The organism is Pedobacter sp. Leaf132, from assembly GCF_920984695.1.
Lineage (GTDB): Bacteria > Bacteroidota > Bacteroidia > Sphingobacteriales > Sphingobacteriaceae > Pedobacter.
Map to the genome: position 1 here is coordinate 82,590 of NZ_CAKLBO010000001.1, position 22,924 is coordinate 105,513.

At 35.6% G+C, this 22,924-nt stretch carries 22 protein-coding genes; 9 read left to right on the forward strand and 13 right to left on the reverse strand.

What is annotated here, in order from left to right; genetic code table 11:
- The first annotated feature begins 174 nt into the window (after positions 1–174).
- Positions 175–498, forward strand: a complete 324-nt coding sequence (locus LUA86_RS00310) for a heavy metal-binding domain-containing protein (protein WP_231458548.1) — start codon at positions 175–177, stop codon at positions 496–498.
- A gap of 85 nt (positions 499–583) precedes the next feature.
- On the opposite strand, the gene pfkA is transcribed toward LUA86_RS00310, so the two are convergent.
- The 4 genes from pfkA to LUA86_RS00330 all read right to left on the reverse strand — a co-directional run bounded on the left by pfkA (position 584) and on the right by LUA86_RS00330 (position 4,598).
- Entirely contained in the window at positions 584–1,567 is a 984-nt protein-coding gene (gene pfkA, locus LUA86_RS00315) for a 6-phosphofructokinase (RefSeq protein WP_231458549.1), read from the reverse strand.
- Complete coding sequence (locus LUA86_RS00320; protein ID WP_231458550.1) at positions 1,560–3,239, reverse strand: protein-disulfide reductase DsbD; 1,680 nt, start codon at positions 3,237–3,239, stop codon at positions 1,560–1,562. The genes pfkA and LUA86_RS00320 overlap by 8 nt, the downstream gene beginning before the upstream one ends.
- A gap of 125 nt (positions 3,240–3,364) precedes the next feature.
- Positions 3,365–3,814: a protein-disulfide reductase DsbD domain-containing protein gene (locus LUA86_RS00325; RefSeq protein WP_231458551.1), complete on the reverse strand. Its 450-nt coding sequence runs from the start codon at positions 3,812–3,814 to the stop codon at positions 3,365–3,367.
- 7 nt (positions 3,815–3,821) lie between these two features.
- Entirely contained in the window at positions 3,822–4,598 is a 777-nt protein-coding gene (locus LUA86_RS00330) for a biotin--[acetyl-CoA-carboxylase] ligase (protein WP_231458552.1), read from the reverse strand.
- Positions 4,599–4,642: 44 nt separating this feature from the next.
- Between LUA86_RS00330 and rsfS the strand changes: the two genes are divergently transcribed.
- From rsfS to LUA86_RS00345, 3 genes are all read left to right on the forward strand, one after another.
- On the forward strand, positions 4,643–5,017 hold the full coding sequence (gene rsfS, locus LUA86_RS00335) for a ribosome silencing factor (RefSeq protein WP_231458553.1): 375 nt from the start codon (positions 4,643–4,645) through the stop codon (positions 5,015–5,017).
- A gap of 25 nt (positions 5,018–5,042) precedes the next feature.
- Complete coding sequence (gene ftsH, locus LUA86_RS00340) at positions 5,043–7,070, forward strand: ATP-dependent zinc metalloprotease FtsH (protein ID WP_231458554.1); 2,028 nt, start codon at positions 5,043–5,045, stop codon at positions 7,068–7,070.
- Positions 7,071–7,159: 89 nt separating this feature from the next.
- Positions 7,160–7,804 carry an LUD domain-containing protein gene (locus LUA86_RS00345; protein WP_231458555.1) on the forward strand — a complete coding sequence of 215 codons (645 nt, stop codon included), beginning with the start codon at positions 7,160–7,162 and terminating at the stop codon, positions 7,802–7,804.
- 7 nt (positions 7,805–7,811) lie between these two features.
- Here LUA86_RS00345 and LUA86_RS00350 read toward each other — a convergent pair whose 3' ends face one another.
- The 4 genes from LUA86_RS00350 to LUA86_RS00365 are packed head-to-tail and all read right to left on the reverse strand — an operon-like array spanning position 7,812 to position 10,798.
- The gene (locus LUA86_RS00350; RefSeq protein ID WP_231458556.1) at positions 7,812–8,390 is read right to left on the reverse strand and encodes a DUF2272 domain-containing protein; all 579 of its coding nucleotides are present in this window, start codon (positions 8,388–8,390) and stop codon (positions 7,812–7,814) included.
- A gap of 23 nt (positions 8,391–8,413) precedes the next feature.
- Positions 8,414–9,157, reverse strand: a complete 744-nt coding sequence (locus LUA86_RS00355) for a hypothetical protein (RefSeq protein ID WP_231458557.1) — start codon at positions 9,155–9,157, stop codon at positions 8,414–8,416.
- Between the two features lie 33 nt (positions 9,158–9,190).
- Positions 9,191–9,934 carry a DUF3575 domain-containing protein gene (locus tag LUA86_RS00360; RefSeq protein WP_231458558.1) on the reverse strand — a complete coding sequence of 248 codons (744 nt, stop codon included), beginning with the start codon at positions 9,932–9,934 and terminating at the stop codon, positions 9,191–9,193.
- 33 nt (positions 9,935–9,967) lie between these two features.
- A complete protein-coding gene (locus tag LUA86_RS00365) occupies positions 9,968–10,798 on the reverse strand; it encodes a lipocalin family protein (protein WP_231458559.1) in 831 nt (276 codons plus the stop codon).
- A 335-nt stretch (positions 10,799–11,133) separates the two neighbouring features.
- Between LUA86_RS00365 and LUA86_RS00370 the strand changes: the two genes are divergently transcribed.
- From LUA86_RS00370 to LUA86_RS00380, 3 genes are all read left to right on the forward strand, one after another.
- Positions 11,134–12,933, forward strand: a complete 1,800-nt coding sequence (locus tag LUA86_RS00370; protein ID WP_231458560.1) for a 7TM diverse intracellular signaling domain-containing protein — start codon at positions 11,134–11,136, stop codon at positions 12,931–12,933.
- Entirely contained in the window at positions 12,934–13,575 is a 642-nt protein-coding gene (locus LUA86_RS00375) for a response regulator transcription factor (protein ID WP_231458561.1), read from the forward strand.
- Positions 13,576–13,644: 69 nt separating this feature from the next.
- Positions 13,645–14,724 (forward strand): 3-oxoacyl-ACP synthase III family protein, encoded by a 1,080-nt coding sequence (locus tag LUA86_RS00380; RefSeq protein ID WP_231458562.1) that lies wholly within the window; start codon positions 13,645–13,647, stop codon positions 14,722–14,724.
- Here LUA86_RS00380 and LUA86_RS00385 read toward each other — a convergent pair.
- The 5 genes from LUA86_RS00385 to LUA86_RS00405 form a co-directional block, all read right to left on the reverse strand.
- On the reverse strand, positions 14,721–16,202 hold the full coding sequence (locus LUA86_RS00385) for a tetratricopeptide repeat protein (protein ID WP_231458563.1): 1,482 nt from the start codon (positions 16,200–16,202) through the stop codon (positions 14,721–14,723). The two genes, LUA86_RS00380 and LUA86_RS00385, sit on opposite strands and share 4 nt — an antisense overlap.
- A 144-nt stretch (positions 16,203–16,346) precedes the next feature.
- Positions 16,347–17,090: a zinc ribbon domain-containing protein gene (locus tag LUA86_RS00390; protein WP_231458564.1), complete on the reverse strand. Its 744-nt coding sequence runs from the start codon at positions 17,088–17,090 to the stop codon at positions 16,347–16,349.
- Positions 17,090–18,187 (reverse strand): Nif3-like dinuclear metal center hexameric protein, encoded by a 1,098-nt coding sequence (locus LUA86_RS00395; protein WP_231458565.1) that lies wholly within the window; start codon positions 18,185–18,187, stop codon positions 17,090–17,092. The genes LUA86_RS00390 and LUA86_RS00395 overlap by 1 nt, the downstream gene beginning before the upstream one ends.
- A gap of 244 nt (positions 18,188–18,431) precedes the next feature.
- Positions 18,432–18,800 carry an NINE protein gene (locus LUA86_RS00400; RefSeq protein WP_231458566.1) on the reverse strand — a complete coding sequence of 123 codons (369 nt, stop codon included), beginning with the start codon at positions 18,798–18,800 and terminating at the stop codon, positions 18,432–18,434.
- A 4-nt stretch (positions 18,801–18,804) separates the two neighbouring features.
- Positions 18,805–19,107, reverse strand: coding sequence for a DUF2752 domain-containing protein (locus LUA86_RS00405; RefSeq protein ID WP_231458567.1), 303 nt, complete (start codon positions 19,105–19,107; stop codon positions 18,805–18,807).
- Positions 19,108–19,348: 241 nt separating this feature from the next.
- Between LUA86_RS00405 and mfd the strand changes: the two genes are divergently transcribed.
- Positions 19,349–22,687: a transcription-repair coupling factor gene (gene mfd, locus LUA86_RS00410; protein ID WP_231458568.1), complete on the forward strand. Its 3,339-nt coding sequence runs from the start codon at positions 19,349–19,351 to the stop codon at positions 22,685–22,687.
- Complete coding sequence (locus tag LUA86_RS00415) at positions 22,687–22,905, forward strand: DUF3820 family protein (RefSeq protein ID WP_370634276.1); 219 nt, start codon at positions 22,687–22,689, stop codon at positions 22,903–22,905. Before mfd ends, LUA86_RS00415 begins: the two co-directional genes overlap by 1 nt.
- The last annotated feature ends 19 nt before the right edge of the window (positions 22,906–22,924 follow it).

A 22,924-nucleotide genomic window follows, 5' to 3' on the forward strand; every position in this document is an offset into this window, starting at 1 on the left:
CCGATTGAAGTGTAAATACTTTTGGAGCAGGTCTTCGACAAGCTCAGACTGACATTAACAAAAGATTGAAAGAAAAGCGGGACGGAATAAACCTAATAACATTAAGCCAGGCTTTTCAAAAAAATTGTAACATTTAGAGAAAAATGAATTCTAAATATCAAAAAAATCGAAACTATGTTAGTAACCACAACGCCTTCTGTTGAGGGCAAGAGAATAGTAAAATATATTGGTTTGGTAACCGGTGAAACCATTATTGGTGCCAATATTTTTAAAGATATGTTTGCCGGAATTCGAGATATTGTTGGCGGCCGTTCGAGTTCTTATGAGCGTGTTTTACGTGAAGGTAAGGATATCGCAGTTAACGAAATGCAACAATATGCAGCTGCAATGGGTGCAAATGCTATTGTGGGTGTAGATTTAGATTACGAAACTGTTGGAACAGGAGGCAGTATGCTTATGGTTACAGCAAGCGGAACAGCCGTTATTTTAGAAGATTAAAATATTGTTTCGGTGCAATCCGAGCATAATTGAGAAAGTCCTTCCGGTGCGGGAAGGACTTTTCTTTTTTATAATAATTTTGCCTTTAAAAAGACAGAATATCTATCAATTTTAGCCATTTAGAACTTACTTTTTCAGCATCGATGTGTTTTATAGCATGATCGAAAGGCGTAAAAACAATCTCTCTATTCATTTGACCTGCCATTTTACTCCGCTCTCCGTTTATTAAGCCTTCAACCGCCGCAACGCCTAACTGACTTGCTAAAACTCTATCCATACAACTTGGTTTTCCGCCACGCTGAATGTGCCCTAAAACAGAAACTTTAGTATCGTAATGCGGATATTTTTCCTGTAAAATTTCTCCCACTTTAATGGCGCCGCCCGTATCATCGCCTTCGGCAACAATAATAATTTTTGAAGCTTTATCTTTACGGCTATGCTCTAATTTGTGCAGAATATCATCCGCATTCATATTTGCTTCCGGAATCATAATAGCCTCAGCGCCAACACCAATACCGCTACGCAAAGCGATTAACCCAGAATCGCGACCCATAACTTCTACAATAAAAAGTCTGTCGTGAGATTCTGCTGTATCTCTAATCCTATCTACGGCATCAACAACAGTATTTATTGCAGAATCATAACCTATAGTAAGGTCGGTTCCGGCTAAATCATTATCAATAGTACCTGGTAAGCCAATTATTGGAAAATCATATTCCTGAGCGAAAACATTTGCGCCTGTAAACGTACCATCTCCACCAATTACTACTAAGGCATCGATGCCACGATTTTTTAAATTATTATAAGCTATTTGTCTGCCTTCAGTTGTTCTGAAAGCATCACTACGAGCCGTTTTTAAAATTGTACCGCCACGTTGAATAATGTTTGCAACAGATTTACGATCCATTGGCAACGCATCGTCATTAATCAAACCTTCGTATCCGCGAAGAAAACCTGTTACTTCAATATCGTAATAAATTGATGCTCTTACAACTGCTCTGATTGCGGCATTCATGCCCGGAGAATCTCCTCCGGAGGTTAAAACACCAATGTTTTTTATCTTATTCATTCTTTTGTTTCTTGGCAAATTCAGATAATCCCTTATCTAAATACTGCAAATATTTTTCAATGTCAAATTCTACACCAATTGGCGGAGAAACTAATTCTTTTTCATCGGTACCCAAAAGTACGTAATATGGTTGCGAAATTGTATTAAATCTTTCGGCTTGTAGATGTTTCAATTTTTTACCAATCGTATTTACTCTGGTTTGCAAAATTTTAGAATCGAATTGTTCTTTTTCCGGTAATTCAGTTTTATCATCTGTATACAAGGATACAACGATATAATCTTCTTTTAATTTTTTAAGCACACGTGGGTCAGACCAAACTCTTGCCTCCATTTCGCGGCAATTCACACATCCGTGACCTGTAAAATCTAGAAACAATGGTTTTTTAACCTCTCTAGCATAGGCCAAGGCTTCCTCATAATCGAAAAAGCCATCAATATTATGAGGTATGTGTAAAAAGTCTGAATATTTCCTTTTTGAATGGGTTATTGCCGGAGCTGAAGTTGCACTTTCCTGGCCTATTACAAAATCTTGAGTGGATAAGGGCGGAACTAAAGCACTAACTGCTTTTAAGGGCGCACCGAATAAACCCGGTATTAAATAAATTGCAAAAACAAATGCTCCAATAGAAATGAATAACCTTGGCACAGAAACGTATGCCAAATCGCTATCATGAGAAAATTTAATTTTCCCTAAAAGATAAACGCCTAAAAGTATAGCTAAAACAATCCAGATGGCAAGAAAAACTTCTCGATCTAATATTCCCCAATGGTAGGCTAAATCTGCAGTTGATAAAAACTTTAACGATAAGCCTAATTCAAGAAAACCCAAAAACACTTTAATCGAGTTTAACCACCCTCCCGATTTTGGTAAGCCTGTCATTAAGCTTGGGAATATTGCAAAAATTGTAAAGATTGTTGCCAACGATAAAGAAAAACCAAACATTACTACAACCGGAGTTAGTAAATCTGTGTTGATAGCAACTAATGATGTACCAATAAGCGGCCCGGTACAAGAAAAAGACACAACAGCTAAGGTTGCCGCCATGAAAAATATTCCGCTTAATCCCTTTGAATCAGATTTTGCATCAAGTTTATTAACAAAAGAACTTGGTAATGTAATTTCAAATGCACCAAGAAAAGATATTCCAAAAATAATTAATATCAAAAATATGAAGATGTTAAAAAATCCATCTGTCGATATTTCATTTAATGCGCTTGCACCCCATATAAGGGTTATGATTACACCAAGCCCTACATAAATAACAATGATAGATAAGCCATAGATTATGGCGCTTCGAATACCTTTTGCTCTACTTTCTGCCCGCTTAGTGAAAAAACCAACAGTTAAAGGAACCATTGGAAAAATACATGGAAGAAAAAAAGCTGCAATTCCAGCTAAGATACCAAGGCCAAAAGTAACCCATAAAGATTGCTTAGCTTCAACAGATTTAACGCTTGTAGCATTCTTCACCGCGGTTACGGTATCTTTAGAAACTGAATCTTTTATCTGACTATTCGCTGCTTTATCTTTTTCTGAACCAACTTCTGTAAACTGAAGATCATCAGGAACGGTTGCGCTAACTGTATCTTGTTGGCTTTGAGCATTACTTTTTGCAATTGGCAATGCGGTTAGCATCGCAAAAAACATAAGTAACAATATTACCTTTTTCATTTATGTGTGTTTTTGAAGTGGCGAAATTAACGAAAACCATTAATCTATAAGAACCATGGGTGCAGATTTTACTTTAAACAGAAAGAGTCCCGATATTTCGGAACTCTTTCTGTTAATTTTTTTCTTTATTTTACAGGAATACTAAATTCAACTTCTTCTGGCGGAAGACATTCTCTGTCGTTACAAGTCATAAACTCTACTTTTCCTTTAACGGCTGTAGTGCTTTTATTTAGCTTAATTCTTTGCTGAAAAATAACCTGATCTTCAAAATAACTTACATTCATTTTAAAGGTATTTTCGTATTTAGTAATGGCTTTAGGCTCTGCTGTTTTACCAACAAGGCTGTAATCTTTAGAAGGCGCAAAAGCAAAAGTCGTTTTTACCGGTCCTCCGCTTTTAACATTTTGAGAGTAAATGTGCCATTTATCATCAATAGATGCTTTAATATATAATACAGCTTCGGTTTTACTTACTTTTTTTGCAACGTAAGACCATGTTACCGGTCTTTCTATCTGAGCGAAAGCGCCCATGATAGTAAAAAGCACTAAAGAAAGTGCCAGAGTGATTTTTTTCATTGTGTGTTTATTTTGTGTGTATGTATTCTATTTCTTTAAAACTAAAATCGTGTATTTCTCCATTAATTTCCATGGCCAAAATACCGTTTTCCCTAACGCCTTTTATTACACCTTCAAAAACCCGACCGTTTTGTTTATATCGGGCAGGTGTTTCAAAATTTAAAAGCTGTTTAATATAGATTTCATTAAGAAAACTGTATTTGCCTGTTTTCAAATTTAAATAGTATTTCTCCATATAAACGAATATTTTTTCCAGTATGAGCTGTAAATCAACATTCTTATGTAAAATTTGAAAAACAGAAGTTGCTTTTAAATCAAGCTCTGGTAGAAACTTTGCCTGATTAATGTTCAAACCGAAACCAATTACACATGATTTAATCAATGAACCTGACAGTGAATTTTCTATCAGAATTCCACCCATTTTCTTACCATCATAATAGATGTCGTTTGGCCATTTTATTTTTACGGCATTTGGTAAAAAAGCAGATAAAGCCTCGCTTATTGCAATACTAACAGCCATATTTAAATAAAATTGTTTCTGAATAGGTAAAAAGCCCGGCTTTAAAAATAAGCTGGCGCTGATGTTTTTACCAGGCTCGGTTTGCCAGATGGTATCTTGCTGCCCTCTACCTGAAAATTGATGGTCTGCCATTATTACAGTACCTTCGCTTAATGGCTCGGATTTTGAAGCCAGATTCTTTAAATAATTATTAGTAGAATCAACTTCTTTCAATTTGATGATATTTTGACCAACAAATAGTGTTGAAAAAGTGTTATTTTGCAAGTGTTGAATTTATAGAATTTTAATTCCAAAATTAAAGCATTTTAATGGTAAAAAAGAAAATAGTACCCCTTTCTACATACCTTTCTGAATTGGCTGTACACGGCATTCAGGAAAAAAAAGGAGAAGATATAGTGCGGTTAGACCTTCGTAACATTCATAGCTCAGTTGCCGATTTTTTTATTATTTGCAGTGCCAATTCTGGTACGCAAGTAAAGGCTATTGCAGATAGTGTAGAGAAGGAAATATATAAGGCCACTCAGGCAGATCCAAGACATAAAGAAGGTTTTGAATCGGCTGATTGGATAATATTAGATTATTTTGATGTGGTTGTGCACATTTTTAAAACCGAAAAGCGCCACTTTTATGGCATTGAAGAATTATGGGGCGATGCTGAAAGCACAAATTACCAAAGCGCTTAACCATTCAAAATTTTGAAAAACAGAAATGAACGATAATCAAAATACAAACGAAAACAAACCGGGAAAGAAATTACCAAACATTCCTAAGAAACCGCAAAAAGCACCTAAGTTTAATATTTTTTGGGTTTATGCAGCTATAATTATAGCGATTGTTGCCGCACAGTATTTTTTTACTGGCGATACCACCAAGAAAATAGACTATAATGATTTTGCTTCTAAAATGCTTTTGAAAGGCGATGTGCAACGAATTGTTGCTTATAAAGCAGAAGACCTTGTAAAAGTTGAAGTATTTATCAAAAAAGATAGTTTAGAGAAAAAACCACTTTATAAAGATTTTAAAACTAAAAACTCATTTGGCTCTGCAACCGGACCAATTTTTTATTTTAATGAGGGAAGTTTTGATGCTTTAGATAAAAAGCTGGCCGAAACGCAAAAAGAATTACCTGCAGACCAACAATTGCAGGCAGAAAAAGACACCCGCAGCAATCCTTTGGCAAGCTGGTTCTTAAGCATTATTTTACCTGTATTACTCTTAATTGGTTTCTGGATATTTATGATGCGCAGAATGGGTGGTGGCGCAGGTGGCGGCGGTCAGATTTTCAGTATTGGAAAATCAAAAGCTACCTTATTTGATGAAAAGAACGATTTAAAAGTAACATTTAAAGATGTTGCTGGATTGGAAGGTGCTAAAGAAGAAATTCAGGAAATTGTAGAATTCTTGAAAAACCCTCAAAAATATACTGTTTTAGGTGGTAAAATACCAAAAGGCGCTTTGCTTGTTGGTTCTCCGGGTACTGGTAAAACTTTATTAGCAAAAGCAGTTGCGGGCGAGGCTCAGGTTCCATTTTTCTCTCTATCAGGCTCTGATTTTGTGGAGATGTTTGTTGGTGTTGGTGCTTCCAGAGTTAGAGATTTATTTAAGCAGGCAAAAGATAAATCACCATGTATAATTTTTATTGATGAGATTGATGCTATTGGTCGTGCTCGTGGTAAAAATGGTGTTATGGGTGGCAACGATGAACGCGAAAACACATTAAACCAACTTTTGGTTGAAATGGATGGTTTCGGAACGAATACACACGTTATCATTTTAGCGGCAACCAACCGAGCTGATGTTTTAGATAAAGCGCTATTAAGAGCTGGCCGTTTTGACAGACAAATTTATGTTGATTTACCAGATGTTAGAGAGCGTAAAGAAATTTTCGAAGTTCACCTTAAGCCTATTAAAATGGCAGAAGGCTTAGATACTGAATTTTTAGCTAAACAAACACCAGGTTTCTCTGGCGCCGATATTGCGAATGTTTGTAATGAGGCTGCTTTAATTGCCGCAAGAAAAAATAAAACAGCAGTTGATAAACAAGACTTTTTAGATGCTGTTGATAGAATTGTTGGTGGCTTAGAGAAGAAAAACAAAATTGTAACTCCTTCTGAAAAAAGAGCAATTGCCATTCACGAAGCTGGCCATGCAACGGTTAGCTGGATGTTGGAACATGCCGCTCCATTAATTAAAGTTACAATAGTGCCGCGTGGACAAAGTTTGGGTGCTGCATGGTATTTACCAGAGGAACGTTTAATTGTTCGTCCGCACCAAATGCTTGATGAAATGTGCGCTACAATGGGCGGACGTGCGGCTGAAAAAGTAATTTTCGATACCATTTCTACAGGCGCTTTAAGCGATTTAGAAAAGGTTAACAAGCAAGCCAGAGCAATGATTACCATTTATGGTTTAAATGAAAAGTTAGGCAACATTACGTATTATGATTCATCGGGTCAGAACGAATATAACTTTAACAAGCCATATTCAGAGGAAACCGCTTTGCTTATTGATAAAGAAATTTCTGCCTTAATTGAAGGTCAATACCAAAGAGCTATTAATTTATTGGAAGAAAATAAAGATAAATTAATTCAGCTAGCAGATATTTTAATCGATAAGGAAGTATTATTTAAAGATGATTTAGAAACCATCTTTGGAAAGCGCCTTTTTGGTACTGAGAATGCTGAAGAAGCAGCTCTTGGTTCGGGTACAGGAAATATTCCACCTGTTGAGGCTTAAAGGATTGATAAAATTCTTTTAATAAATAACATTTATGCATAAGTTTGAAACCTTGGATTACCACATCCAAGGTTTTATTTTTTAGTTTGATGAAAGACAACACAACGGCGAAGGAGCAAATACTAAAAAAGATAAGGAAAGCGCTTTTAGAGAAGCGTGAAAATCCTTATCCAAATTTAGAAGAATCGCCTCTTTACAAGCAAAATACTGATGAACTGGAAGTTCTTTTTGCAGAGCAACTTACTGCCGTTGCCGGAAATTTTATATTTTGCGAAGACGGTATTGATTTTTTTGAGAACATGCTTCAACTGGCCGACCAATATAAATGGCGTAAAATTTATTGTTGGGAGCCTGAATTACAAGCGTTCCTTTCTAAATATGAATTTCCATTTTACCAAACCGATAAAGATTTTGACCAGGCCGAAGTTGGGATAACACTTTGCGAAGCTTTAATTGCCAGAAATGGTAGTGTTATGGTCAGCAATCAAGGCGCCGCCGGCAGAAGATTAAGCATTTTCCCGCATCACCATATTGTTATCGCTAAAACCAGTCAGCTTGTTTTAGACTTAAAAGATGCATTTCAAATGCTAAAAAACAAATACGGTAATCAAATTCCATCGATGATAAGCAATATCACCGGCCCTAGCAGAACCGCTGATATTGAAAAAACTTTGGTGTTAGGTGCACACGGACCTAAAGAGCTTTTTGTGTTTTTAATTGATGATTTTAGTTAATAGCTACCTATTTTAGGTTTTCAATAATACATATAAAAGGATTGTTTTTGCGTTGCTTAACAAAACCACTCACGTCTAGTCGAATTTCTTTTATCCGGATAGAATCGCCCTCATTGCCTCCAATTGTTAATATATATTTTCCTTTGCTATCTTCACCAACTTCCACAATAATTGCTGAATGAGATTCGTAACTGTCGTTTTTAGCAGCGAAATCATAAGTATATGAGTTACCTCTACGGTTATTGTGAAGTATATCTCCGATTTTAGGTTTATATTCTGTAATTTTTCTTCCTTTAAAAACCCCTACTTTTTGGAAGGTGTTTGATATTGCCTTATAAACAAACATGGAATGACTTTGTGCAAACTTAAATTCTGTCGAAGTTGCACCAGCCTGTTTAATGCACCAAGAAACAAATACCGCAGACCAAGCAACAGAAACACAACTAGTGAACTGAAAACCTGTTTCAATCCAGTATTTTTTTATTTGGTTACATAGCTTACTCTCAGCCTCATCCATATTTTTATAGGTTACCTGTTGCAACTGGGTTACCTCAACTAATTTCTTAACAAAGGGTGTAGTGGCCATAATTTTTCTATTAAGTTTAAAATTTATTTAGTTTTTAAAAGAGTATAGATGATTTTCATCATTTCTTTCTGAATTTTTGTATGCTCATTTTGCGCCTCAATGTTGATATACGGAATATTATTTTTTTCACAATATACTGATAATGAGCCGTCATCTGTAGGCTTGTCACTTTGAAGCACTACATTCTGTTTGTGCATTTTTAGATAGTCAAAATCTTCTTGTTCAGTAACCAGAAAGAAATCGTCTTCATCCATATTCGGTGCAACAAAAACACCCTTAGCTTCATTTTGATACTTATTTGGCTTGATGTAATCGCGAATGCTAAGCGGTCCTTCGTCAGTATTGTTGTGTATAGAAATTAAATACTTATTAGGGTTTTTGAGTACAAATGCTTTAAAAATTGCCGCAGCAAAATCTTTTATTTTTGAAGCTGTATTTGCATCATAGGGCTTAAGTGTTTTCTTTATGCCTTCATCAGAAAAAATACGGTTCGGATCAAAAATATAATCTTTACCATTCTCCTGATATATAAACAATCTTTGATTTTCTTGTTGTAATTCCAACAAACTAAATCTAATATTTGTGGCCAAACTCTCGTATGTAGCTATAGCCGTATTTTCGTTGTCGTGTAAGGATAATAGCGTAGCCACAGCATTTTTCTTCTCTGTAAATTTGGTCGTACAAGTTTTTGTACCCAGCTGATAAGTTGTGCTTGTTGGTGGTGCTAAAGTGAGTTGTAAAATGCCTGATATAAATAAATGCTTCATAATTCGATCTTAAATTATAGGTGATATTAGTATTTAAAATCTAAACCCCAAACACAGCCCAGCTCTAATTCCTGCCCATGGCCCTTTAAAATCGACTACCGCTCCATTGGCATCTACAGTATAGTTTGCTTTTACAATTGGCAAATCTTTAATTTCTTCAAGCTGTTCTCTCAAAGCTTGTTGCTCATTTGCTGTTAAAGGCTTTTTGCCCGAAATGCTCCCGTCAGAGCTTCCATACTGGGGCCCTAAAATCCACCAATCGAGGGTTAAGTGTTTACCCAAATTAAATTGAGAGCCTAAAAGAATGCCTCCTGTTATAGTGGTTAAATCTCCTGCCAGGCTAATATCCTGACTATAAGAAGTTGTTCCATTATCTACCTCAAATGGATAATCTAAAGATGCTGAGTATTTAGCGTACCTACCAAACGGAGCAATGTAGAAGCCTTTTAGATTACCTTCACCTAAATAAAACCTAACTGTTGCGATTACGGCAGTATTTCCAAGCTTGGCGCTTTTAATGCGTTCGTTCCAATTATCTGCATCGTCGTTTAGTAATTCTGCAATACTATTAGAAAACGGAATGCTGCCTTTGCTCATGTACCTAACACCTAAAGCGGCAGATATCTTCTTTGTAAGCCCTCGCTCATATTCAACATTAATATTTTTTAGAGGTAAACTTAATAAGTTTAGTTTGATAACATTTTTGCCCAGGTCTTGTCCAAGTACTGTTGTCGTAATCAATGCTAAAAACAACAGTGAAAGCGTTAATTTTTTCATGATAATAATTTGTTAAGGTTAATTTTTTAATATCTATAAACGGCTATACATTTCATAATCGTTAGTGGCTGTGCCAACTTCATGTATTACCATCGTAGTTGAATTTAATACCACCAAATTATACACAACTGCTTGTCCACCAAGGTATATAGTAAGCTGATGTTTATTGTTTTCAATTAAATATGTGCCTTTGGTCGTTTGCGGGTCGGTAGGCGAACATTTGGTTAAGCCTTCATCAGCTAAATAATTATCATCAACAGTAAATGTATTAATATCATCGCGTACGCAATATGGAATAGAAGCAGTGCAAACTCCATCTGTACCCTTTAAACACGTGCCGGGAGCTAAATTCCAAACATCGACACCGTTTTTTATGTACCCAGTCATCTTCCATTTACCAACCAAATAAGTGTGGAACAATTTAGAATCACTTTGTTTTGTATAGGTTATGGTAAGGTTGCTAATGGCATCTTTTAACTTAAGTGTGGTTTCATCCAGATACACAATTTTCATTTCATCTAAATCATCGCCCTCATTTCCGGTATAGGTAAGCAAGTCAACTCCGTTACCATTCAGGGTAAATGTAGAGGAAAAAGATTGCGGGTCTGTTGCATCACATTTAAATGAACCTTCATTTACAGATACGGTGTACTTTTCATAAGTGATAATATTATCTTTCTCACAGCCTGTCATGCTTTGATATTCATCCTGGCCCATATCATTTATGTATCCGGTTATCATCCATTTGCCTTGCAATTTTGCTGCTACTCCGGTTAAATCAGGGTCGACATCTTTTTTAATACATGAAATGGTTAGTGCTACTACGTAGGCAGTGGCTACTATAAATAATTTTCTAATCTTCATATTTCCGTTTATTAATTATGTGCAATTGATTACGCAGCAATTTTAAAAGGAAAGGCAAATTATATTGATGCAACCAAGCAAAGTGGAAACCGTAAGTAACTGGAGAGTAGCGTAATAGTTTATTTGTCTTTATTTCTGATATAAATTTAAAGGCAAAGTTTTGGCTCGTATATACCGAGTATTAGGTATTTTTTTTAGGGTGATATAAAGCCTATATTTAATACTAATTACAATAACATCAAAACCAAACATCAACGAATATTATGAGGGCGCTCTGCATTCATTTTTTGCTGATAGTAACATTTTTTGCCTGTAAAGCGCAAAATTATAATCCTGTGCTGATTAATAGCGAAAATACTTTCGACATACAGAGCAAAACGTTTTACTATGAAGATAAAAAGCTTAATGCAACGGTTGATACCTTAATCAGCCTAAAAAAGCAAAGCAAGCTCCAATCCTTAGCGCCAAATACTACACTAAATAAAGGATTTACTCAAAGTTATTGGTGGCTTGCATTTGATTTGGAAAACACTTTAAATGAAACTGTAAATCTGTTTTTTAACGAAAAAAGTAATGGCCTAAACCGTTTACAACTTTTTAAATTGGATAGTACCGGTAAAATTACGGCAATGCAGCAAACCGGCGATCATTTCAGGTTTAGTCAGCGACCTATAAATTACCATACTTATTTATATCCTATAAAATTAAAAGCTAAAGAAAAGGCAACATATTTTCTCTGGGCCGATAAACGCGGTCAGAATATGGTTATTCCCTTTAGTTTAGGCAGAGATTTTTCTATGATACATAATGAAGTAAGCTTTTTTATTTTGTTTGGTGTTTTTGTAGGGATATACCTCTTTGCAATCGTTTTTAACATCCTGCTTTTTGTTTCGTTAAGAGATAAGATTCACATTTATTATGCATTGTATGTATTTTGCATGCTTATTTTTAATCTAGAGGATGAGGGTTTTTCCTTTCAATGGCTTTATCCAAATATTCCAAACTTGCAAGATTACCTCAGGCATATTATAGCCTTTGCAGGTTCGGCATTGTTGGTACAGGTAATGCAACTTTTTGTTAATCAAACAAAAGAGAATAGTAGCTTATATTTTTTAGCTAACGGATATAAATATTTGTGTTATAGCTTAATGATAATTCCCATATTTTTATTGTTTAAAGCTAATTTTTTATGGGAAAAGATTAATTTTTACGCCGCAAATTTTATCGCAATTATCACTGTAATTATACTAATAGCCTGTGCTGCAGAAAGAATTATAAAGGGTTACAAAATTGCATGGTACTACCTAATTGCCATGCTGATTTTGCTGCTTGGTATATTAAATTACGTGTTGAACGCAATGGGTATTACTACTTTCTACATTTACAATACAACAGGCTTAGTTATTGGATTAACTGTTGAAATTGTTTTCCTTTCTTTTGCGCTAACCCAGCGTTATAATTTTTTAAAGAACCAAAAGAAAATTTTGGAGCAACAGAAAGCAAAGCTTGAAATAGCCTTGGTTGATGATGTATTTACAGCGCAGGAAAACGAGCGGACAAGGTTAGCTCAAGATCTGCATGACGACCTTGGAGGCACCCTATCTGCAATTAAATTAAACATTACGGCTTTTAAGAGCAACATCAGCGATTTGAGTGAAAAAAATAAACAATTTTATGCGCAAACAATTACCATGATTGAAAAGGCTTGCTTAAACCTAAGAGAAATAGCACATGATTTAATGCCTAAAAATTTAGAAAAACTTGGGCTGGTAACTGCACTTAACGAACAGTTTATTTATTTAAGGCAAACCAGCAACATTAATTATGAATTTGTTCATGATGTACAAAACTCCATCAACCCTGAATTAGAACTTTCTATCTACAGAATTATAAAAGAACTGATAAATAATATTGAGAAGCATGCCTATGCCAATAAAGCTAGTGTGCAATTGCTATCCAACGAGCAACAAATTGTGATTATGACCGAAGATAACGGAATTGGTTTTGATGTAAATAAAAAGGCCGAGGGTATTGGTTTAAACAACATTTCATCAAGAATAAATTACTTAAAAGGCGCTCTTTACATTGACAGCAATAAGAAAGGAACAACCATAACCATACAAATTCCACATTAAATGGAACCTAAAATAAAAATAATAGTTGTAGATGATCATAAGCTTTTTTTAGAAGGCTTGTGCGTACTATTATCAAAACAAAAAAATTTTGAGGTTATTGGAAAAGCTTCAAATGGTAAGGAAGCGCTCCACCTGTTAAATTCATTTCAGCCTGATGTATTGATAATGGATTTAAACATGCCAATTATGGATGGTCAGATTGCTTCAGAAAAAGTTATCAATCTATATCCGTTTCTTAAAATTCTAGTCTTATCAATGTATAACACCGTTACGCTTAACGCTGATTTAAAAAAGCTTGGGATTAAAGGTTATTTACCAAAAGACACCGATTCTGAATTGTTATTCTCCGTAATTAATGATATTTATGATGGAAAGACATATTTTAAACAACCATTGGAGCCATGTTTGCCAAATAACGAATTTACCTTCTCTGATGGATTTTTAAAGAAGCACAATCTTACGCACAGAGAGGTTGAAATATTAAAGTTAATTGGAAATAACTTTTCTTCTTCGCAAATTGCAACTAAACTTTATATTAGCATTTTTACTGTTGATACACACAGAAAAAACATGATACAAAAGTTAAATGTAGATAATAAGAATGGTCTGCTTAACTTCGCTAAAGAAAATAATCTATCATAAAATTTCCATTTATAATTTATTAACCATAGTTTTATACTACATACCGTTTTAGTATGCGGTATTATAATTATGAGCAAAACAATTAATACAGTGATTACCGGAACCGGGAGCTATATTCCTGAAAATATTATTTCTGGTGATGAATTTTTAAATTCTACATTTTTTGAGAACGGAAATCGTTTAGAAAAGGAAAACGCAGAAATTATTCACAAATTTTCCGAAATCACAGAAATCGTTGAACGAAGATACGTGTGTTCGGATTTACAAAACAACCAGATTGGCGCAAAAGCTGCAGAGAACGCTATCGAAAATGCAGGTATAGATAAGGAAACATTAGATTATATTATTTTCTGCCACAATTTCGGCGATGTTCCGCTAAATAGTAACCGCACCGATATTCTGCCCTCTCTTGCATCAAAAGTAAAACAGCAATTGGGCATTTTAAATCCTGATTGTGTAGCCTACGACATCATTTTTGGTTGCCCTGGATGGGTACAAGGCGCAATACAGGCCGATTATTACATAAAAAGTGGTGATGCAAAACGAGTTTTAGTGATTGGTGCAGAAACACTTTCCAGAATTATTGACCCACACGATAGAGATAGCATGATTTTCTCTGATGGCGCCGGTGCAGTAATTTTTCAAGCGGAAGATGAAGCCGATACCAAAAATGGAATACTCGCACATAAAACAGAAACCCATGCCGTAAATTATGGCAACCTGTTAACAATGGGCAAAGGTTTTCATCCTGAAGAAACAAATGGTAATTTATACCTCAAAATGAATGGCCGTAAACTTTACGAGTTTGCGGTAGTTCAGGTTCCACAAGTTATTAAAAAGGCTATTGATAAAGCTGGGCTAAGCGTTGAGGATGTAAACATCGTGTTCGTTCATCAGGCAAATGGTAAAATGGATGCAGCTATTATGAAACGACTGTTTAAACTTTATGGTTTAGATAGTGTACCAGAAAATCTGGTTCCTATGACGATTTCCTGGCTAGGAAACAGCAGCGTTGCAACTGTACCAACCCTTTTAGATTTGGTTTTAAAAGAACAGGTTAAAGGTTACAAAGTTAAAAAAGGCGATGTTGCCGTATTCGCTTCAGTTGGCGCCGGGATGCACATCAATGCCTTTATCTACAAATTTTAATTAAGCCGTTTTAATCCGGCTTTTGCCTGGCTTTCAATACTGTTTTCATATTCATGATTTTTCATGGCTATTGCAGTATTGAAAGCCTCTTTAGCTTTCGCCTTATTTCCCTTTTTCTCATAAACCTTACCCATTTGTAAGGCTGCGTTGGCGGCAAAAAAATATTTTAAATTCCGACCCTGGTTTATGGTAGATTGATAGTAATTAATTGCAGTATCGTCCTTACCCAAATCATCATTAATACGACCCATCCGATAGGTAAATTCGGTTTTATCTTTATCAGATGAATAGTTTCCTGCATCTTTGCCATCTAATTGTTGCAGCGCTTTAGTAAAATATCCGCCGTCAAACAACAATCTCGCTTTCAATAAATCAATTGGCGGAGCTGGAGCCATTGCTTCGCTTTGCGCTTGTTTGTCCTTATCGTAGTAACTGTAGCCTCCATCAACTGCTTTTTTTGCATAAGATGTATAACCATTTTTATCCCCTTTTAAAAGTGATATCCAGGCTAACCTAAGGTTTGAATCTTTTATATAATTTACGCCTTTATTGCTTTGTAAAAATTTATTTAAATAGCCTGAGGCACTTAAATCCAGTTTATTTAAGTGCGCTACGCCTTCCAAATATTCAAGGTATGGGAAAGCGGAATAAGTTGCGCCTTCTGGTCTTTTTGATAAAATTGAGATGGCCTCATCATTATGACCGGTTTTTATACAAATATATCCTCGTAAATAGCTTTTCAATAAACTAGAATCGGCGATACGTTCGGTAAATTTCATGGTTTTTGTATAAGCAGATGGACTATGCGCCACATCACTCAGAACATAAGCGTAATAGAAAACCAATTCTTCGTAAAAGGGTTCGTAGCTGGTTTTTGGCAAACTTTCTGCAAGCTTATCTAAAGTATTTAAGCCGTTCTGCAAATTTCCTTTTATGCCAAAGGTAGCCAATGTGCTCTTTAGTGCGCCATCAGGTAAATTACCCATAACCGCGTTAATTAACCCTAAACCCTTGCTATTGAGTATAAAATTTGGAAATTTCCTGGCGTTTTCCTGTAAAAGATTATTCGCCTTACGAATTTCCATCGCAGCATTAAAATATTCACCAAAACGGCCCCTGGCCAATGCCCATTGAAGGTTTATTTCTGCCTGAGCATATAAGTAATAAGGCGAATTTTTATCGTCATCACTTATTTTATCTAAGCGGGCAGCTTTATTACCTTTTAACCTATCGAAGTCTGCCTTGCTATCTGATGTAATGAGTACAAAATAATCTACATAATTTTCGAGAAGCGGAATAATAGCATTATTTGGTCTGAGTTTTTTCTCTGTGGAGATATATGCCTTGGCATTGCCAAGTTTTAATTCGAAGATACTTTTATAAGCATTAAGACAATTTGCATTAAAATCGAAATTTGAAAATGCAGAAAAGGGGTTTAGGAGAGCGATTAAAAAAAGTAATCGTAAGCTTTTAGTCATGCCTTAATGTTCGGGTATAAATTTTAATGCTCTTGAGCAAATATTGTTCCTTAAATCGAATATAATCACAAATAGCAGCGATTTTGCGCTAAAAACAAAAAGGCCTTGAAAATTTCAAGGCCTTTTTAAAAATTTTATTTAAGATTAAGCTTCAGCAACTTCTTGCGTTAAGGCTTCATCAACTAAAATACGTCCACAGTGCTCGCAAACAATAATTTTTTTACGTTGACGAATGTCTAATTGGCGCTGAGGCGGAATCTGGTTGAAACATCCTGAACATGAATCACGATCGATAGTTACAACAGCTAAACCATTTACAGCATTTTTGCGTAAACGTTTGTAAGCAACTAATAAACGTTCTTCAATAGCTGGTTCAGATTTATCTGCTTTAGCTTGTAAAGCTTGTTCTTCCTTTTCAGTTTCTGAAGTAATTACGTTCAATTCGCCTTTTTTAACCTCTAAGTCTTTCTTTCTACCTTCTAGCTCAGCTAATGCAGCCTGGTAAATTTCAGTTTTAGAAGTGATTTCGAAACCGTGTTCTCTAATTTTCTTTTCAGACACCTGAATATCTAATCCTTGAATCTCAATTTCTTTAGTTAAAGCATCGTATTCACGATTATTTTTAACTTCTTTTAATTGAGTTTCGTATCTTTTTATCGCTGCTTGCGCATCTTTAATAGTATTTTTACGGGTTACGATAGAATCTTCTAAATCATCAAGCTCTGACTTAATTTTCTGGATTCTGGTTTCTAATCCTAACACATCATCCTCAAGGTCGGCAACTTCCATTGGCAACTCACCTCTAACCTGACGGATTTTATCGATTTTTGTGTGGATATTTTGTAATTCGTATAAAGCTTTTAGCTTTTGTTCTACGGTTTGTTCCATTAAAACAAGTAATTTATGGGGTTTGTATTTTGCTCCGTTAAACGGATTGCAAAGTTAGTAAATTTTTTCTGAATAATTTCAACCAATAAATTTGATGTAAATTGTTCAGTTTCAAAGTGTCCGATGTCGGCGATGATGATTTTTTCTTCTGCATCAAAAAACTCATGATATTTGAAATCTGCAGTAATAAAAGCATCTGCTCCGGCTGCAATGGCTTCCTTTAACAGAAAACTACCAGAGCCACCACAAACCGCAACTTTTTTTATCCTTTTAGGTAAAACCGATGTATGGCGAACCACTTTTGCATTCATTTTATCTTTTACCATGTGCAAAAAATCATAGGCTTCCATATCATATTCCAACCAACCCAACATGCCCGAGCCAACTTGCTGATGCTTATTTTCAAGATTATAAATATCGTAAGCCACTTCTTCGTAAGGATGATTTTCGAAAAGCGCAACCAAAATTTTTCTTTGAGATTGTACCGGAAAAATGGTTTCAATACGAATTTCAGCTTCGTGATGCTGGGCGCCTCGTTCACCCACATAAGGGTTTGCATCATCGTTTGCTTTAAATGTGCCTGTGCCGTTGGCGTTAAAACTGGTTTCACTATAATTACCAATATTGCCGGCACCTGCGTAAAATAGTGCCTGCCTTAATTGTTCTGCCTGCGCTTGCGGACAAAACGTAACCAGCTTTTTTAAAATACCTGACTTTGGCGCTAAAACTTTAATTCCGGTTAAGCCTAATCTATCGCAAATGCGGGCGTTAACTCCGGTATGTACACTATCTAAATTGGTATGAATGGCATATAAGGCTACATTGTTTTTTATCGCTTTTAAAACAACTCGTTCTACATAGTTTTTGCCATTAAATTTTTTTAAGCCTTTAAAAACAATTGGGTGATGGGTAATGATAAGATTACAACCGGTAGAAATTGCTTCATCTACAATTTTTTCTACACAATCAAGAGCCACCAAAGCTGCACGAATTTCCATATTCGGGTCGCCAACAATTAAACCAGAATTATCATAATCTTCCTGGTAACTTAAAGGCGCAATACTTTCGAGGTAGTTTGTAATTTCTGATAATCTCATGGTATAAAGATAGAAAATTTGAGGTTTTTTGTTCGAAAGGAATTTTTATTATGCGTTTTCTTAAGTTAATAACATTAGGCTTTAGGTGGGCAAAAACCCGGGTTAAGAAATGCAGAACTTTCGATTCTAAACCCGATAGAAATGAAAAGCCCGCAATCCCGAACTTGTTTCGGGAGCGGACTTGAAAATGTATAGCGGGACGAACGCTTAAATATTGAACTGAATTTGCTTTTCAGAAAAGAAATTATTGGAAGCCACCCATTCTAACCATCTGTAAGCTTTCGAAAGCCATTTTTTGGTTGTGCTCAAAAGCTAATTGTTTGTGATTAATGATATCTACAATAGAACCGATAAAACACAATCCGATTGTAAACAAATACAGTAATCCCATTCCGATTTGACCGATAATAAAGCGCTGTAAACCGGGAACTAATAATAAACCTATGATACAGAAAATTAACATATCTGATGGGTTTTTCCTTTTGCTGCTGTAAACCATTAAAAAGTTACGCAATTGCTGCTCGGTTAAACCTGTGGTTGCTTGTTGTAAGTATGAATATTCTTCTGGCGTTATACCTGGTAACGACATTAGAGGTGATTGATAAATGTCCATAATATTATATTTTTGATATTGTGTGTTTATTTTGTACTACGTTATTTGCTAAAATTATAATTCTGTAACCTAATATTGCCAGCGCCGGAAATCCAAACCAATGTTGTTTAAAACTTTCGGCAAATTCTCCGTGGAAAATATGGCTTATCGAACGTCCTAAGCCGCAACCGGGGCACCAACTTTCGAAACCTAAATTTGCCAGCGGGCAAAGCGTAAAATGATGCTCATGAGCATTAGCTACTGCTAATAAACTTAAAGCTGTTACCCAGAAAAATAATTCTATCGGGAAGCTTTTAAAGTATTTCATTGTTATCAATTTTATATGGTTTAGAGGCTTTTAAGAATGTTTTGTTACAGATTTTGGCCCTAATTCGACGAATGGGCGATAAATAACGACAAATTACTTTTTTAATTCGAAGAGTTTGAGTTCATGGATTTTTGAATAACTTTTTTCGAAAATCAAAAGTATGTAAAAAACCTTAATGCAGGTTCACGGTTAATTCTATAATAGAAAGCTCAATTGAGAAATAAACCTTAAATTTGTGTTAGTGAATATCCGCGATTTAATAAACCGATACAAAACCGACGACAGGGTTACAGCTTTTACAAAAGCGCTGAATTCAGCAAAAAACCCGAAAATTCAATTAAAAGGATTAGTAGGCTCTGCCGATGCTGTCGTTGCACTTTCTTCATATTTTTTACTTCATAAACCTTTATTGTTTATTTTTCCTGATAGGGAAGAGGCCGCTTATTTTCAATCGGATTTGGAAAGCGTGTTGGATAAGCAGGTTTTACTTTTCCCATCTTCATATCGTAAATCGTTTGATTTTACTCAGGTAGATACGGCAAATGTTTTGGCCCGTGCCGAAGTTTTGAATGAGCTTAACCACGATTCTGAATATGGAAAAATTGTGGTTTCTTATCCTGAAGCTATTGCCGAAAAGGTTATTGACCGTTCTGCACTAGAAAAAAACACTTTAGAAATTGCAGTTGGCGCAAAGCTTGGCATCGATTTTATTAATGAATTTTTAATTGATTACGATTTCGACCGCCGTGATTTTGTATACGAACCAGGGCAGTTTTCCATCCGTGGTGGTATTGTAGATATATTTTCTTTTTCTTCGGATTTACCTTTCCGAATAGAATTTTTTGGCGATGAAGTAGAAAGCATTCGCAGTTTTGATATCGAAAGTCAGCTTTCGGTTGCCGACACTAAATCGCTTACCATTGTGCCAAATGTACAGGCGAAGTTTTTAACAGAAAGTAACATCAGCATTTTAGATTACATTGATGCTGATACCCAACTTTGGTTTAAGGATATTGAATTTACCCTCGACATTGTAAAAGCAGGTTATAAAAAGGCTGTTGAACTTTGGAAAGCTTTATCGGCAAATGATAAAACTCAAAACCCCGAGTGGATTGACCCGAAATTTGCTTTTACGGATGAGAAGCTTTTAGGCGACCATCTTCAGGATTTCCCGATTATAGAATTTGGTAAGCAGTTTTTTTATCAAACGGATAATCGTTTTGAGTTTGAAACTCGTCCGCAGCCATCTTTTAACAAAGATTTTAACCTACTCATTCATAACCTTAAAGAAAACGAAAAGGCTGGTATCGTAAACTTCATTTTTACTGATTCGCCTAAGCAAATTGAGCGTTTGTATGCCATTCTAGATGATATTGATAAAAGCGCAAAGTTTACACCCATAAATAGCATGTTGCGTGAGGGCTTTGTTGATGCAAAAATTCAAACCGCTTTCTACACCGACCATCAAATTTTCGATCGTTACTACAAATACAAACTTAAAAAGGGTTATCAGAAAAGTCAGGCGATAACTTTAAAAGATTTAAGAGAGCTTAAATCTGGCGATTATGTTACCCATATTGACCATGGAATTGGAAAATATGCAGGGTTAGAAAAGGTTGAAGTAAACGGAAAAACGCAGGAAATGATTCGTTTAATTTATGCAGATAATGATTTGTTGTATGTAAACATTAACTCTTTAAATCGCATTGCGAAATACAGCGGTAAAGATAGCGGCGTACCTAAAATGAATAAATTAGGAACTGATGCCTGGGACAAGCTAAAAAAAACCACTAAAAAAAAAGTTAAAGACATTGCCCGGGATTTAATTAAGCTTTACGCTTTACGCAAAACACAGGCAGGAACGGCTTTTTCTCCTGATGGTTATTTGCAAACGGAACTAGAAGCATCTTTTATTTATGAGGATACACCAGACCAGTTAAAAGCTACGCTTGATGTAAAAAAAGACATGGAATCGCCACATCCAATGGATAGATTGGTTTGTGGAGATGTAGGTTTTGGTAAAACCGAAATTGCCGTTCGTGCGGCTTTTAAAGCCGTTGCAGAAGGTAAACAAGCAGCAATTTTAGTCCCGACTACTATTTTAGCCTTACAACATTTTAAAACGTTTTCTTCCCGCTTAAAAGATTTTCCGGTTACGGTTGATTATATAAACCGCTTTAAAACCAGTAAGCAAATTAAAGATACGCTTGCAGAGGCGGCTTCAGGAAAGGTTGATATTTTAATTGGTACACACCGCTTGCTTAGCAAAGATGTTAAGTTTAAGGATTTAGGCATCATGATTATTGATGAAGAGCAAAAATTTGGTGTAACCGCGAAAGAAAAATTAAAAGCCTTACGCGTTAATGTTGATACGTTAACGCTAACGGCTACGCCGATTCCACGAACCTTGCATTTTTCTTTAATGGGTGCAAGGGATTTATCGATTATCAGCACACCGCCACCAAACAGGCAGCCCGTTAGTACAGAACTACACGTTTTTAATGATAAATTAATTCAGGAAGCGATTCAGTTTGAATTGGATAGAGGCGGACAAGCATTTTTTATTCATAACCGGGTTAACGACTTGATGCAATTGGGCGGTTTGATTCAGAAATTGGTACCAAAAGCCAGAATTGGTATTGCCCATGGTCAGTTAGATGGCGATGCTTTAGAAGATGTGATGCTTGATTTTATCAACGGAGAAAAAGATGTTCTGGTTGCCACAACCATCATCGAAGCAGGTTTAGACATTCCAAATGCCAACACAATTATCATCAACCATGCACACATGTTTGGCTTGAGCGATTTACACCAAATGCGTGGTCGTGTTGGCCGAAGCAATAAAAAGGCGTTTTGTTATTTGCTTTCGCCGCCTTTATCAACCCTAACTTCTGAAGCCAGAAAACGACTTAGCGCTATTGAGGAATTTTCTGATTTGGGCAGCGGTTTTAATGTTGCGATGCGAGATTTAGATATCCGCGGTAGTGGAAATTTATTAGGCGCCGAACAAAGTGGCTTCATTGCAGAAATTGGTTTTGAAATGTACCATAAAATTTTAGATGAAGCTATTCAGGAGTTAAAGGAAGCTGAATTTAAAGGTTTATTTGAAAATGAACCCGCTCGTCCGTTTGTTGGGTTTACGCAAGTTGATACCGATTTAGAGCTTTACATTCCTGATGCTTACATTACCAACATTACAGAGCGCTACAACCTTTATACAGAGTTATCTAAGCTGGAAAACGAAACGGATTTAGCCATATTTGAAAAGCATTTAGCTGATAGATTTGGACCGGTTCCGCCGCAGGTAAAAACGATGCTTAGCGTGGTTAAGTTACAGTGGTTAGGCAAAAAGTTAGGTTTCGAGAAAATCAGCTTTAAGAAAAACAGTTTGCGTGGTTACTTTTTAAGCGATAAACAATCGAAATATTTCGACACCGAAACGTTTACTAAGATTTTAAGTTTTGCTCAAAATCATCCACGAATGTGTAATTTAAAAGAAGTTAAAAACACCTTAAGAATTGCTTTTGATAACATTTCAAATGTAGATGAGGCCATACAAGTATTAGAATTAATTGATTAATGTTGGATTCTACACTACTGCTCGATTTGGTAAAAATGCAAATGCCTTATGGAAAATATAAAGGCTATTTGATTTGCAACGTCCCCGAAAGTTATTTGCTTTGGTATAAAGATAAGGGTTTTCCAAAGGGAAAACTGGGCGATTTGATGGCAACAATGTTCGAAATTCGGGTTAATGGATTGGAATATTTGTTAACGCCATTGAAGAAAGGGGGATAATTAGATTTTACGTTTTGGC